At 40.1% G+C, this 14,651-nt stretch carries 11 protein-coding genes; 9 read left to right on the plus strand and 2 right to left on the minus strand.

Features of this window, described 5'->3' with window-relative positions:
- Window positions 1–331: 331 nt before the first annotated feature.
- The 6 genes from AB5I83_RS08440 to AB5I83_RS08465 all read left to right on the plus strand — a co-directional run bounded on the left by AB5I83_RS08440 (window position 332) and on the right by AB5I83_RS08465 (window position 6,275).
- Complete coding sequence (locus AB5I83_RS08440; protein ID WP_448974460.1) at window positions 332–823, plus strand: hypothetical protein; 492 nt, start codon at window positions 332–334, stop codon at window positions 821–823.
- 16 nt (window positions 824–839) lie between these two features.
- A complete protein-coding gene (locus AB5I83_RS08445) occupies window positions 840–1,310 on the plus strand; it encodes a hypothetical protein (RefSeq protein WP_448974462.1) in 471 nt (156 codons plus the stop codon).
- Window positions 1,311–1,320: 10 nt separating this feature from the next.
- Window positions 1,321–1,764 (plus strand): hypothetical protein, encoded by a 444-nt coding sequence (locus tag AB5I83_RS08450; RefSeq protein WP_448974464.1) that lies wholly within the window; start codon window positions 1,321–1,323, stop codon window positions 1,762–1,764.
- A 39-nt stretch (window positions 1,765–1,803) separates the two neighbouring features.
- Window positions 1,804–2,241, plus strand: coding sequence for a hypothetical protein (locus AB5I83_RS08455; RefSeq protein ID WP_448974466.1), 438 nt, complete (start codon window positions 1,804–1,806; stop codon window positions 2,239–2,241).
- A 709-nt stretch (window positions 2,242–2,950) separates the two neighbouring features.
- Complete coding sequence (locus AB5I83_RS08460) at window positions 2,951–4,750, plus strand: sugar phosphate nucleotidyltransferase (RefSeq protein WP_448974468.1); 1,800 nt, start codon at window positions 2,951–2,953, stop codon at window positions 4,748–4,750.
- The gene (locus AB5I83_RS08465) at window positions 4,731–6,275 is read left to right on the plus strand and encodes a BCCT family transporter (RefSeq protein WP_448974470.1); all 1,545 of its coding nucleotides are present in this window, start codon (window positions 4,731–4,733) and stop codon (window positions 6,273–6,275) included. Before AB5I83_RS08460 ends, AB5I83_RS08465 begins: the two co-directional genes overlap by 20 nt.
- A 197-nt stretch (window positions 6,276–6,472) precedes the next feature.
- Here the strand turns inward: AB5I83_RS08465 and AB5I83_RS08470 are convergent, their stop codons facing one another.
- Window positions 6,473–6,829, minus strand: coding sequence for a hypothetical protein (locus tag AB5I83_RS08470; RefSeq protein WP_448974472.1), 357 nt, complete (start codon window positions 6,827–6,829; stop codon window positions 6,473–6,475).
- Between the two features lie 20 nt (window positions 6,830–6,849).
- Window positions 6,850–7,236 carry a hypothetical protein gene (locus tag AB5I83_RS08475; RefSeq protein WP_226086121.1) on the minus strand — a complete coding sequence of 129 codons (387 nt, stop codon included), beginning with the start codon at window positions 7,234–7,236 and terminating at the stop codon, window positions 6,850–6,852.
- Between the two features lie 130 nt (window positions 7,237–7,366).
- Between AB5I83_RS08475 and AB5I83_RS08480 the strand changes: the two genes are divergently transcribed.
- The 3 genes from AB5I83_RS08480 (at window position 7,367) to AB5I83_RS08490 (ending at window position 14,556) form a co-directional block, all read left to right on the plus strand.
- On the plus strand, window positions 7,367–8,557 hold the full coding sequence (locus AB5I83_RS08480; protein WP_448974474.1) for an HIRAN domain-containing protein: 1,191 nt from the start codon (window positions 7,367–7,369) through the stop codon (window positions 8,555–8,557).
- A gap of 13 nt (window positions 8,558–8,570) precedes the next feature.
- Window positions 8,571–10,586, plus strand: a complete 2,016-nt coding sequence (locus AB5I83_RS08485; protein ID WP_448974476.1) for an ATP-dependent helicase — start codon at window positions 8,571–8,573, stop codon at window positions 10,584–10,586.
- A 253-nt stretch (window positions 10,587–10,839) separates the two neighbouring features.
- Window positions 10,840–14,556 carry an immunoglobulin-like domain-containing protein gene (locus tag AB5I83_RS08490; protein ID WP_448974478.1) on the plus strand — a complete coding sequence of 1,239 codons (3,717 nt, stop codon included), beginning with the start codon at window positions 10,840–10,842 and terminating at the stop codon, window positions 14,554–14,556.
- The last annotated feature ends 95 nt before the right edge of the window (window positions 14,557–14,651 follow it).

A 14,651-nucleotide genomic window follows, 5' to 3' on the forward strand; every position in this document is an offset into this window, starting at 1 on the left:
TTTAACTGCTTATCGTGCCTTTTTTAATTCTTAGTTCTATCATGCATTATTTTGATTGTTAGAGAAAAATGTTGTCTCATTCCTGTCCTATAGGATTTCAATCTATTGGTTTTCCCAAAAAGCAGGATATAAAGAGTGGATCCTGGATGAAACCATGGAACGTACAGGCTCTTTAAAGGTAATTGGAGGGGATCAACAGAAGTTTAGAGACCACTGAAAAGTACCTGCGTTCTTTTTAGGGCTTATTTCTCAATTTATCCGTAATCATGTCGATAAAAGATTTAGGCTGTAAAAAATTTGGCAGGATACCTTACTGAAAAGGAGTTTGTAAATGGGAGAAAGACCATATTATTTTGACCGGCAAGGAAAAATAAATCTATTAATAATGGAAGACCGCTTTGATATGTATTCTAGAAGAATTCAGCAGCAGACTGCTGATAGGGAAGATGCTGAGTTTGCTGAGGAGGATCTTCAGAAACTTTTTTCAGAAATGAAGGAATTTGTTGTAGAGGCATATAGCTATTCTCTTTTTGGGAAGAGTGCTTATTGGCATGACTATCTTCAACTGTTATCGAAAATCCTCTTTTCGATTGGTCAGTGTAAATTGGTTCTGGAAGAGTATGAGGAAGCGAATAAATGGATTTTTTTAGGTGCGGAAATCAGCCCTGGCTATGATACTAAGACAGCAATCTATTATGACTCTTTGCTCCATCAAGCCGCTCTTAAAACTAAAGAGCCGTGCAGGATGAGTTTATTAGAAAAAGCCAATTCTCTTAATCCAGACTATGAGCACAAATATCAAGTTCTAGTAGAATTTACATAAGATATGGAGGAGAACAATGAATTTATTGGCTACATATATCCATAGAGCGTTATACCGCCGGAATTTTCTATATGAAGAACATATTGAATACCTTGATGATGATTGCACCAAGTTTGTATCGCCTTTTACCATTTCTTACGGTGGGCCTTCCTATTTTGAAGAAAAGGAAATCTATATCCACTTATTCGTAGATGATAAGTTATCTTTAGTGGATGTCTATATCACTGACTATGTTTTTCTTAAGGATTCACTAGGCGATTTCCGCAAAGGGCTTTTATTCGACAAGATCAATGCAATGAACAGTGAGAATTCACTATGCAGATTTTTTATTGATGAAAATTGGGTCAAAGTTAAGCAAAGCTTCGATTTTATTCCAACGATCAACCTGGAAAAAAGTGCAGATAACATGATTAGCACGATCTTTGACAATATTGCCTATTATATGGCGGATCAAGCTATAATCCTAGAAGATTTAGTTGATTATTAAGGAGTTTTTCATGGAAACGTTAATGGAGCATTTCAAGGAGTATTTCAAAAAAATTGACATGCCAGTCGAATTCGAACAATTAGCAAATGATGAATACGACATTTATGGTCTTTTTAATTTACTAATCGATGTAAGAAATTGTGGGAACCTGTATCTAACCTGGGAAGTCCATGAGAATTACGTCAATATTACCGTTGATCATTTTATGGAAATCCCAAGCGAGGATGCGATCGGAGAATTTCTGGAGTTTTGTAATGAAATCAATGAAAAAAGCAGATACGCGACATTTTTTGTCGATGGTCATGTGGTCAAGCTAAAGCATACAGTGTTTCTGTTAGACTATGACAATATGGAAAATACCGCCCAACATGTCATTGATTATGTGACAAATAACCTTGTCATTTTAGCGGAAAAAACAATAGGGGAATTTCGTGACCTTGCAGAAAACTATTAAGACCAAAAATTATGATGTAAAGGCTGGAGGCTCAATACAATGATTGATTTTCAAAAGGCATATCACTATCTTGAAAACACATCTTCAAACGATATTTTCACTAGGATCGTTCCATACTATGTTTATTCATCCATAATCAATAAACCAATTAATCGATTCGCCCTATTGGTGGTTTTAGCATCACTAAAGGGTCCTTTTAAACCCGATGTATTTAAGGAACCTGAAGTGGAAGATTTTCTTGAACTAGGTAAATATCAAATGGAAGCTGATTGGTACCTTTATGTGGACCAATGGGCAGAAAGGTATGTGCACAACAGTACCGACACGACCTACTATCATAAAATGTGGGATGTGATCATGCAAAAGGATCAAAGCATATCCCAACTTATGATGAACCATGACTTCAAACATCGTGAATATTACATACCAGAACTGAGAGCATTCGGATTCATGGATGACCATTGGCCGAGAAAGTAGTGGGACGCAGGGACGCTTCTCGCGTTCCATCGGAATTCGAAGTAGTTTTGCTGGGCAGGTTGTCCGGGGTTTAATGGTGTTGAATGTCCCTTGTTATTAAGTGATAGCACTAGATTTTTGATAGGATGCTTTATCTTAAACCAGGTCGGAGTGGTGTTTCTGATCTGGTTTTTTTATATCTTATGGGGGCTTGTCATAAGCCTTTGGACTGCAACTTTTGTTATATTTTATGTAGGCGGCATCTATTATGAGGATGGGAAATCAGGATTCTTTCATTCTTCAAAAGGTTTCTCCTTTTATTTCCTTCTGCCTGCTTTTTAGGTCATTTCTGCTGTTTGTTTAAAACAGACCTCTATCAGCTTGCAGGCGCTCCTCACTCCTTGCTGATTTTTTCCATACCACTATCCTCATCAATCATTATCGCCCGTCTCGATGATCGGAAGTGACAACAACCCTCTAAATCAGGTGAAGTGTCCCTGGCCAGCCGCGGCGCCCTGTGCCTTGCATCCAGGCAGGCTGATGGATTGAAATACTGACTAGAAAAAGTTTTTAGTAGATTAGTTGACGGTTACAAGGTAGACATGAGACGTCAAAAATCGTCACGGCGTGTCATTATCTACGGTCTTTTGTTCATTTTTTAAAAGAAAATGTAGAAAATGAACATAAAAAAAGATAAAATGATAGATATTGGATAGGAGATGATACAGAAATGAACAAAGATGCCTTGAAAATAATTAGAGAATATAAAAAAAATAATAGACTAACGCAAAGGGATATTTCAGAAATCTGTGATTTTTCTTTAGGGAAAACAAATAAATTGCTGAACTTATTAATCCAGGAAGGTCTATTACTTAAATCCCCTAGTGGTTATTCACTGACAGATCAAGCAGATCATGTAATGGACCAGTATCGAGTTGATAATGCGATTATTCTGGCTGCGGGATTTGGCTCGCGTTTTGTCCCTCTTACTTATGAAACGCCAAAAGGTTTGTTGGAAGTACGCGGTGAGAGAATGATCGAGCGACAGATTGAACAATTGATTGAAATGTCCATTACTGATATTACGATTGTCGTTGGTTATCTTAAAGAGAAGTTTGAATATCTCATAGATAAATATGGTGTAAAGCTGATCTATAACAAGGAATATGACACTAAAAATAATTTATCGACTCTCCACCATGTACGTCACTTACTAAGGAACACCTACATTTTGTCTAGTGATAATTATATGACTAAGAATATCTTCAATACGTATGAGTTTGAAAGCTGGTACAGTGCCGTAAAGGCAGAAGGTGAAACAGCAGAGTGGTGTCTGACAGTTGATAGTAAAGACCGAATAAAGCGGGTGGAAGTAGGAGGAGTCAACTCGTGGCATATGTATGGTCCGGTATTTTTTTCGAAAGAGTTCTCTGATCAAATCGTGCCCTTGTTAGAAAAGACATATAAGCAGCCAGGATCAGAGGATTTTTATTGGGAAGATGTTTTTACGCGAAATCTAGATGTATTAGAAATGTATGTGAACCGACAGCCCGAACATACTGTTTATGAGTTTGAAAGTTTTGAAGAACTAAGGGTTTTTGATTCGACATACAGAGAAGACTCCAGGAATAAAGTGCTGTCATTAATTAGTTCGATCTTTAAAGTTAGCGAAGATGAAATCAAAGATATTAAACCATTGAAACTGGGTATGACGAATAAATCATTCTTATTCACTATTAATGAGAAAAAATATATTTGCCGGATCCCTGGAGAAGGTACAGAGCAGCTGATTAATAGAGATGAAGAATATGGCAGTATAAAAGCCGTTATACCTTTAAAAATCACTGAACACATTGTCTATATTGATTCGAAGAGCGGCATTAAAATATCAGAATTCGAATCAGGAGCCAGAAGCTTGAACATAAATAGCGATATGGAGCTATTTGAAAGCATGAAGACTCTTAATAGGCTTCACAATAGTAATATAACCGTACCTCATAGTTTTGATGTTGAGAAAAATATCTTATTTTATGAAGAATTATGCAATAAAAGCGGAGCTATTCTATTTGAAGATTATTCATCAGTAAGGACAAAGATGAGTGAACTTCTTTCAATCCTAAAGAAAATGGATCTCCCATCCGTATTTTGTCATATTGATGCTCACTTTGATAATTTTCTAGTCTTGCCGAATGGAGATCTGAAATTGATTGATTGGGAATATGCAGGTATGTGTGACCCAGTGATCGATCTTTCCATGTTTGCGCTATATGGTAATCTGGATCAAGATCAAATTGAGAAGCTGATGGACTATTATTTCGATAGAAGTCCAACTCAGGAAGAACGCCTTAGAGTATATATCTATATTGCACTTGGCGGGTTTTTATGGTCCATGTGGGCACAATATAAACAAGCATTGGGAGTGAAGTTTGGAGATTACACTCTCATTATGTACCGTTATGCAAAAAATTATTATAAAAAAAGTATGGAGATCTTAATGGGGGAAACAAAGTATGAACTTGCAAAAAAATAGAACTAAACAGGAAATAGACTGGACTTTAACTCTAGCTCCACTAATTCTAATCATATTCATGTCGGTAATTCTATTAGTCTATCCAAATGCTAGCAGTAATGCTATTGATTTTTTGAGAAGTATTTTTGTCGGTGATTTTGGTTCGTTTTACATGGTATTTGGCCTTGGCGTATTTTTAATCTCGATATGGTTGGCTTTCTCTCGTTACGGTCATGTGAAACTAGGTAATTTAGAAAAACCAAGGTTTAACACATTCGCATGGGGTGCAATGATCTTCACCTCAACCATGGCTGCGGATATCTTATATTGGTCACTGATTGAATGGGCTTATTATTTTGGTGCAACTCCATTTGGTATGGAAAATATGAGCCTGGCGCAGAAACAGGATTTTGCTTCAACTTATCCATTATTCCACTGGGGACCTATTCCATGGAGTTTTTATATCCTGCCTGCGGTTGCATACGGATATATGATGTATGTGAAGAAACGCAAAAGACAAACCCTTTCAGAAGCATGCCGTTCAACAATCGGACACCATGCTGATGGAGCGTTAGGTAAATTCATTGATATCTTCTCGATCGTTGGGTTGCTTGCAGGGACAGCAACTACGTTCTCCCTGGCAACACCATTACTATCTTTAGTCGTATCGACGATTTTTGGGATTCCTCAAAGTACAGCGTTGACGATCATCATCCTAGGGGTCATCGCATTAGTTTATACAATTGCTGTTACGTTAGGTTTGAAAGGGATTTCTAAGCTCGCGAATCTCTGCGTAATTATCTTTTTAGCACTTATAGCAATCTTTTTATTCTTTGGACCTACGAGGTTCATGATCGAAAGTGGAATTACGGGTATCGGAAAATTAGCAAATGATTTCTTTAGTATGTCAACATGGATGGATCCACTTCGAGTATCTGGAGAAGGTGGTTCAGGGTTCCCTCAAGACTGGACGGTATTCTATTGGGCATATTGGATTGCGTGGTTTGTTGCCACACCGTTCTTCATTGGTAAAATCTCTGAAGGAAGAACCATCAAACAAACTATTTTAGGCGGGTTTACATGTGGGTTATTAGGAACATTCACTTCCTTTATTGTGTTCGGCAACTTCGGACTCTTCCACCAAACACAGGGTAACGTAGATGCAGCCGGAATGCTCGCAGAAGGAGCCAGTCCATCTGAAGTCATCCTTCAGATTTTCCAACAGCTTCCTATAAGCAGTGTCGCGCTTGTCTTATTAGCAGTAGCGATGATCGCCTTTTACGCAAGCACATTCGATGCCATCACGCTTGTTGTAGCAGAATACTCATTGAAAAAATTAGAACCAGGCCAGGAGCCTCCTAAGTTTATCCGAGTATTTTGGGCACTAATCTTTATCATTTTACCGATCGCCCTTATCTTTAATGAGACTACCCTAACCATGCTTCAAACGATCTCCATTGTTGCGGCATTCCCGTTAGCCATCATAATGGGTATCATCATATATAGCTTTATAAAAGATTTGAAGAACGATAGTGAAACAGTGTAGGGGACATGGGGACGGTTCTTCCGTCTGAGTTCCTGAGGCAGGTATGTCCCTCTTTGATTGTTGATTTTAGACCATCCTTATATCTATTGAAACACAAATAACCCGGATCAGGACTTCATTCACATGAGTCCTATCCGGGTATTTTTCTGAGTTTTTGTCTTCCATGTTAAGAGCCCTGTGTAAGCCGACTCTAACCGTCAGCCTCTTTTTACTGAACTTTCGAGGCAGGCGTGGGCGAATTGTACGATTGCTTCGTATTTTGTTCCTTGAATTTCGCTATTTGCACCGGCTTTGAAGCCTTCTCTTTGGTCTAATTGTGCTGTGTACATTGGATACTGCGGGAGTTCCACAGGTGATCCCAGCATAAGCACGCAGTCTGATGCTTTGTAAAGGACAACCATTACGGTTCCATCATTCATGAATGAAGAGACTAGCGTATCAAGTTCATGAATTGTTTCGAATTTTTCAGACATATTGCTGTATGTCTCGCGCAAGCAATTCTTTAAAGCATCTATAATAAGCTGTTCTTCGTTTTGAGTTAATGTATGATTCATTGTTTTCCCACCTTTTAAAACTAGTTTGGTTGAAGTTTGAAGCTTCGGATCAGACCAGACATGAGCAATACTGCTTGGATATTCGTTTGATCCATCGTTTCCAAATGCTCCTCATTCAGGTAGTCACGGAAATCTTCCATATTCAAATAATGGCGTTCTGCTGCGAACAATGGGGTTTCGTGTAATTCAATTGATTCATTGTTTACTATGTTACATTGAGAGAATTGATAAACAGAGCCTTGTATGTACTCTCCGTTAATAGAGGCAACAAGAACTAGGTCGTATTTTTCCATGACATCAAGTGCCTGGCCAGTTGATAATGCTCGATTAATCGTATTCGTCACAAAACCCATGACTTCATTTATTTCGTATTGGGTTAGGGACCGGTCTTTTTTGGAGTTGAACATGAATACACCTCGAATTTTGTAGAATTTAACTGGAAATCACTATACAATTCTATTATACAGAAATGTAATGGGAAAAGTCGGAAAGTAGAGACTTTTTTATAAAATTGCTGAATATTGTCGAGGTGAGGGAATGACACAGCTTGTACGACTAGCCGGGGTGAAATTTGAGGGAAGACAAGAAGTGATAAACAGACTTTCGATTGATGATCACATCTATATGGAAAGGGATTACTTCAACCAGCATGACAGAAATGCGATTGGTGTTTTTAACGAATATGATGAAAGTATCGGTTGGATTCCGAGAGAAACTGCAGCCAAACTATCTCCGCTGATCGATGGTGGCCAAGAGTTCGAAGTGAGATTGAATCGGATTCTTGGAGGAGGCTTTGGTTTATTATTTGGTGTAGAAATTGCCATTACCAAGGTAGACCGGAAGCAGCAGGAAAGAGTCCATCAAGAAATTATTGATCTTCTTAATAATCAAACGGAAGAACAATCCAAACAAGCGATGGAGCAGTTTAATAAAAGTATGCGGGAAACACATGAGAGACATATCCTTGAAGGGAATGTGGAAGACCTGCTTGTGATTATCAATAATCATTGGTTGAGTCTTGAATCCATCCAGTCTTTTATAGAGTACAGCTTCCAAATGGGTAGATTTGAAGATTGCTTTAAAGCACTTCAGACCTTGGAGAACCTGGCAACTTTCTATCATAATCAAGAAATATTGAACTATTGTAAAGAAAATATTGAGGTCTATTTATCCTATGGATATGATCAACCATTACCCATTCCAAACCAGAAGAACTATCCCCAAAGTATGGAGCGCTTTGATGAAACGTATCCAGATTTGGACCGGATCCGCGAAGCTAGTACTCATGATAGGATAGATGAATTTCTTAAAGAGATAACTGCTGAAATGGAGAGCTCTCATGCTGAAATTAGAGCAGAAGCATCTTTCTTACTTGGAGAACTGTATTTTTTAAGTGGGAAAGTTCAAGAAGCTTTAGAATTATATATGCTGGCCATCAGGGATAATCCAAATAAAGCGTTGTACTGGGGATATACTGCCCAGGTGATGAATAGAAATCAAGTGGATGCTTTGATATGCAGCAGAGTGATAAGGCATGCTATTGATTTGGATCCAGCCAATCCCCGTTGGCATTTCTTGCAAGCTATTTTACTATTGCGGATCAGTCAGGCTGAAGAAATCGATCAGCTTATTGAAACATTCATTTATGAGATTACAACGGCGAGAGATTTATGCAGGGAAGATCAAACAGGATTGAAAGAAGCGATCATGTCATTAATTATTGAATGAGGGGAGGACAAGTATGGAGACCAACATCACATTCAAGCCGCCAGCCACACCGATTGCCAAGATAGCTAAGAGTGTAACGAGCCAAAGAATTGTGACTCCCCGCGACCCAGATGCTTATTATTTTCGCAGTTTAGAGAAAATTGGAATCTATTTAAATGAGAAACAAATTGAGGCGGTAAGAACGACAGATGGGCCGGTTTTGACTTTAGCAGGTGCTGGGAGCGGGAAGACAGCTGTGTTAACCGCCCGTGCTGGTTATCTCATGCTTATGAAAAATGTTAAACCACAGCAAATATTGATTGTCACGTTTACAAAAAAGGCAGCCATTGAAATGGCGGAGAGAATTTCAAGGATTCCAGGGATTACTTCCGAAATGATGGGGAATTTGCTTGTCGGGACATTCCATTCGATCTTCCTTCGGCTGTTAAGAAGTGTTGGATACACCCATAAGATTATCAATAATGATAAACATAGACAGTTTATCATCAAAAAGATTTTAAAGGATATGAACATTAGTGATGAGCCGGAAATCTTGCTGGCAAAGTTCAACTATATGGCCAATCATCTTATACTCCCTAAGACGGCGAAAGCAAACGCATTAGTAGATCAGGAAGTTCAAGAGGCGTTTCAGAGATTCATGGATTATAAGGAAGAAAATAATCTGATGGATTTTGATGATATTCTTTTTCACACCTATCAATTAATAGAGAAACAGCCGCCGATATTAAAAAATTTACAACGCCGCTTTACCTATATTGAGATCGATGAATACCAGGACACATCTGTTCTCCAGCATGTCATTATGAAAAAATTAGCCCTGCCTCAAAATAACCTATTTGTCGTAGGGGATGATAGTCAATCGATTTATCAGTTTCGCGCAGCAACAAATGACATTATTTTAGGTTTCCCTCAAGAATATTCTGGTTGCCGGAAAATCGTACTGGATATTAATTATCGTTCCAATCCATACATCGTGGGCCTGGGAAATGAAATCATTAAGCATAATAAAAAAAGGTTCGAGAAAAACTTGTATGCGGTCAACCAATCGGGAAAAGAGCCTGTTTACTCCACATATGAAACAGTGGAAGATGAGGCGAGACATATTATTCATTCCTTAAAAAGGTCTGACCGGGAATGGCGCGACCATGCCATTCTTTTTCGTACCCATGCTGTTAGCAGAGAAATAACTGACAGACTTGTTTTAGAGGAAATTCCGTTTGTTACATATGGGAAGGATGAGCTATTTTATGATAATCCAATTGTAAAACCCATTTTGGATTATTTAAGGCTATCCTGTGATCCAGGTCATTGGCCGGCTTTCAGGGGTATACTCCCTTCCTTATATCTGTCGGCTGATAAGGTTATAGATTATATTGGAATGAATCAGAAACCGGGAGATCTTTTATTGGAAAAGATCACAGATTTACCGTGGATCAGTTCCAATCATAGAGAGATTTTGACTGAGAAAGTTGCCTTTATTAAGCAATTGAAGGAACTACAACCCGTTGCAGCCATTCAAGAAATTAGGAATGGTAAAGGACAATATACCAGGTATTTATTAGATCGGACGAAGCCGGCCTCAACACTTTATGAAGAAATAGTAGAAGAAACCCTGGATGAATTGGAAAACTCCGCTAGAAATTTTTCTAGTGTTAAGGAGTATTTACAATTTATTGACCAAGTGATGTCCTATCATGAACAAATGGAAAAGCTAAGAAAGCAAAAGAATCCCAATGTTGTGAAGTTAATGACCATACACGGATCAAAAGGACTGGAATTCCAGGTTGTGTATTTGATAGGAGCCAGCGAATCGATCCTTCCGCACCAATCATCCTTACATGAAACCGATGATCGAATATCCATTTTATCCGGAGAAGACAAAATCAACGAAGCCATCGAAGAAGAAAGACGCCTTATGTACGTTGCTGTAACCAGAGCAAAAGAGGAACTCCACATCTCCTCCCTCCAAACCTACCGTAATAAAACCATAGGGGTGTCTAGGTTTATTTTGGAGGTGTTTGGGACATAGGGAGGGTTTTTGTGTCCGAATCGGGAGTCGAAGAATTTCAGTGGTGTTTAATTATAGAAGGAGCATGGGACGTTCCTATGCTCCATTTTTCAATTAATACAGGATTGGGCTTTTAAAATTGGAGGAAATTCCCTAAAGGAAAATTACCAAATTAGGCTAAATTACTTACTCGATTTGATAAAGTAGATTAGTATGGGCTTAAATTATAAAAGAGAGCGGCCTGTAAAAATACATATAAAAAGGGGTGGGGAAGATGAGGAGTTTTTCAAAGATTGTTAGTTTAACAGTTATCATTACTTTGCTGTTGAACTTTTTGCCTCGTCAACTTTTTCAAAACAACATAACTAGCATTCAGTCTGCAAATGCAGCTTTGCATTTGACAAGGGAGGATGCGAAAAAATATGAAGGGATTGTTGCAACAGAGACTTCACTGACAGTTGTACTGGTGGAGGATGGAACTGTTGTCGCAAGCTCCCCTCGAGGCAATAATGAAACAACACAATGGACGAATATTGCTGCTGTTGATTCTGGCAACCAGCATACGCTCGGTCTCAAAAAAGATGGGACAGCGGTTGCAACAGGTAATGATGCACACGGAAGGCTAAATGTCAGTGAGTGGAGCAACCTTGTGGATATTGCCGCAGGTGCTGAGCATAGCGTTGGTTTAAAAGCAGATGGAACGGTGGTTGCAGTTGGGAATGATAGGAATGGTCAGTTAGGCTTACACCATTGGGAAGGTATTGTCGAGATCGCTGCTGGAGCCAGGCATACCGTAGGTGTAAAATCAGATGGAACTGTGGTTGCGGTGGGAGATACGCAGAATAGACAAACACAGGTAGGAGACTGGACGGATATTGTATCTGTCGCAGCTGGATTTGCCCATACAGTTGGCCTCAAAAAGGACGGAACCGTTGTGGCGACAGGTTTGAATGATTATGGCCAGACAGATGTATCATCCTGGTCTGATATTGTCTCGATCGCTGCTGGTGAAAGCTTTACGGTCGGTTTAAAAGCAGACGGGACGGTAGTGGCGACTGGATATAATGAGGATGGACAAATTGATGTTGGTGAGTGGAAAGATGTTGTTGCGATTGCTGCAAGCGTCTGGCATACCGTTGGGTTGAAGGCGGATGGCACGCTGGTTGCAACCGGGGATAATTGGAATGGCCAAACAGATGTACAAGGCTGGCAGGATATTGTGGATATCACTGCGAATGGACAGTTTACTGTAGGGCTGAAAGCAGATGGAACGGTTATTGGAAAAGGCTATAATTGGAATGGTCAGCTGGATCATCTTGATGATTGGAAAGACATCAAAAAAGTCGAAGCAGGATATGACTTTACACTTGGCTTGAGAGCTGATGGAACCGTTATTGCAACTAATCCGAAAAGTTATAACAAAGGTCAAACTGAGGTTGCTGATTGGCGGGATATTATCGATATATCTGCAGGATATAAATTTACCGTTGGTTTGAAGAAAGATGGGACCGTCGTGGCAACAGGCGATAACTATTATGGCCAGATAAATGTTAATGAATGGACCAATATTGTTGCTATTTCTGCTGGATCTAACTATACCGTAGGGTTAAAAGCAGATGGAACCGTTATTACGACTGGTTATCCAGGATTTGCAATGTGGGATGTGAATAATTGGACAGATATCATTGCTATTTCTGCTGGTCCAAATCATACAATTGGATTGAAGTCAGATGGAACCGTGCTGACAGTCAAAGGACATGACTACGAGCTTGGTGATGTATCAGATTGGACAGATATCGTTTACATCTATGCAGGCGGCGGGAATACGCTCGGTATTAAGAAGGATGGCACCGTCGTTGGCACTGGAGAGTTCTGGGATGATGCAAGAACGACCTCCAATTGGAAAGATATCGTCGCTCTTACTGGACGCAGTTCAATTGTCGGGCTTAAGAAGGATGGTACCATTGTTGCGATCGGGCCGAATTCTGCTGGAGAAATAAGTGTGGTCCCATTAAGACATACGCTAGAGGGAATCGTTTCATCTTATGACATATCGAAATCGGTCGGAGCCTCTGGTGATACAATCACCATTGGGGTCCATTTTACAAAGAGTGTCAAAGCAGGAGTTAAAATCGCTTTGCGTGGCGCAATGGCTTCCACTCCTCAAACGATGACAGAAGTGGCTGGAAGTAACGGCAAGACATATGAGTATACATTTACAGTTCCTGAAAATGCATCTGGTAAAGTTCATTTCCATCTATCCGATATGATAGATGATGAATCAGGGTTTGTATATCAGGATCAATATGCCAATAACCTATTTGTGATAGATGGAGTTGCTCCAAGCTTTTATGGAATAGAAGATACTTCTATTAATGTTGATTCCGACTTTGATCCGATGGATGGAGTGAATGCCTACGATCTTATTGAAGGAAATCTTACAGCTAAAATTGAGCTGGAAGGAGATGTGGATCCATCAAAAATGGGTGATTATGTAGTCACTTATAAGGTCACGGACACATCTGGAAACACCTCCGAAAAATCAAGAACGATTACTGTATCCGACAAAGGCGAGCCTGTCTTAACGGGAGTGGAAGACGTGACACTAGAAGCTGTTGATTCTTTTGATGTCCTTGAAGGCGTTGCTGCAACGGATAATGTAGACGGTGAACTTACGGAGAGAATTGAAGTAACGGGCACTGTTGAACCTTTGCAGCCTGGTGTTTATGTCGTGCATTATTCGGTCACTGATGCAGCCGGGAACACAGCGACAGCTGAAAGGAAGATTACGGTTGTCGATACAGTTGGACCAGTGATTTCAGGAGCAGATGACAAGACAATCAATATGCACTCTGCTTTTGATCCATCTGAAGGAGTCGAGGCAATTGATGTTGTAGATGGCGATTTGACTAGCAATCTGAGAATCTACGGTACCGTAAAGCCTGATGTAAAAGGGAAGTATACCCTTACTTATATTGTTAACGACATAACCGGAAACGAGACGGAGCTGAATAGAACCATTACGGTTATAGATGCTATAAAACCAGTGATTTCTGGAGTGGAGGATCTGACCATTAAAATGGGAGCAGACTTTGATCCGCTGGCAGGAGTCAGGGCAACGGACAATGCAGACGGTGATCTGACCGAAGACATCCAGATTAATGGTGAAGTCGATACAAAGGTTAAGGGCACATACAGGTTAACATACACTGTGACAGATAACTCTGGTAATTCGGAATCTGTGACAAGAACGGTACACGTTATCGACCAGACAGCACCTGTGATTACTGGGGCTGCGGACCAAACGATAAAAGTAGGCACCGGCTTTAATCCCCTAAATGGTGTTAAAGCTACAGACAATGCTGATGGCGATATAACAAGCTCAATCATTGTTAACGGCACTGTGAATACATCCGTTGCGGGAAGCTATACGCTGACCTATACGAGTACAGATTCATCAGGCAACACAGCCAAGGTTGAGAGGGAAATCACTGTCATCAAATCAGGCTGGCTGAAAGAGAATGGATACTGGTTCTACTATGATTCTAAAACTGGAATCAAGAAAACAGGCTGGCTGCTGGATGGCTCCAAATGGTACTACCTCGATGCTAGTGGCGTGATGAAGACCGTTTGGATTTTGTCAGGAGGAAAGTGGTATTACCTTGAAGCAAGTGGGGCCATGAAGACTGGCTGGGTCAAAAGCGGCGGCAAATGGTACTTCCTTGAGAAGAGTGGGGCGATGAAGACCGGTTGGATTCAATCAGGAGGAAAGTGGTACTACCTCGCTGGCAGTGGAGCAATGCAAACAGGCTGGATCAAAAGCGGCGGCAAATGGTATTACCTCGAAACAAGCGGCGTCATGAAAACAGGCTGGATCCTCCTCGGAACAAAATGGTACTACCTCAACTCCGGAGGCGCCATGCAAACCGGCTGGGTATACATCAACAGCAAATGGTATTACTTCAATTCTGGTGGAGTTTGGGTGAAATAAAGTTGGCAGTTACCGCTTTCGACAGGTGCCCCTTTCGACAGGTGCCTGTCACCGCCCGAAATTTGTCGAATAAATTATTAATAGTAATAAGACAT

It is taken from the genome of Mesobacillus sp. LC4, assembly GCF_053543455.1.

Excerpts from the sequence above, each read along its gene's own strand:
- AB5I83_RS08440 (WP_448974460.1), top strand. The coding sequence starts at position 332 with ATGGGAGAAAGACCATATTATTTTGACCGGCAAGGAAAAATAAATCTA.
- AB5I83_RS08445 (WP_448974462.1), top strand. The coding sequence starts at position 840 with ATGAATTTATTGGCTACATATATCCATAGAGCGTTATACCGCCGGAAT.
- AB5I83_RS08450 (WP_448974464.1), top strand. The coding sequence starts at position 1,321 with ATGGAAACGTTAATGGAGCATTTCAAGGAGTATTTCAAAAAAATTGAC.
- AB5I83_RS08455 (WP_448974466.1), top strand. The coding sequence starts at position 1,804 with ATGATTGATTTTCAAAAGGCATATCACTATCTTGAAAACACATCTTCA.
- AB5I83_RS08460 (WP_448974468.1), top strand. The coding sequence starts at position 2,951 with ATGAACAAAGATGCCTTGAAAATAATTAGAGAATATAAAAAAAATAAT.
- AB5I83_RS08465 (WP_448974470.1), top strand. The coding sequence starts at position 4,731 with ATGAACTTGCAAAAAAATAGAACTAAACAGGAAATAGACTGGACTTTA.
- AB5I83_RS08470 (WP_448974472.1), bottom strand. The coding sequence starts at position 6,829 with ATGAATCATACATTAACTCAAAACGAAGAACAGCTTATTATAGATGCT.
- AB5I83_RS08475 (WP_226086121.1), bottom strand. The coding sequence starts at position 7,236 with ATGTTCAACTCCAAAAAAGACCGGTCCCTAACCCAATACGAAATAAAT.
- AB5I83_RS08480 (WP_448974474.1), top strand. The coding sequence starts at position 7,367 with ATGACACAGCTTGTACGACTAGCCGGGGTGAAATTTGAGGGAAGACAA.
- AB5I83_RS08485 (WP_448974476.1), top strand. The coding sequence starts at position 8,571 with ATGGAGACCAACATCACATTCAAGCCGCCAGCCACACCGATTGCCAAG.
- AB5I83_RS08490 (WP_448974478.1), top strand. The coding sequence starts at position 10,840 with ATGAGGAGTTTTTCAAAGATTGTTAGTTTAACAGTTATCATTACTTTG.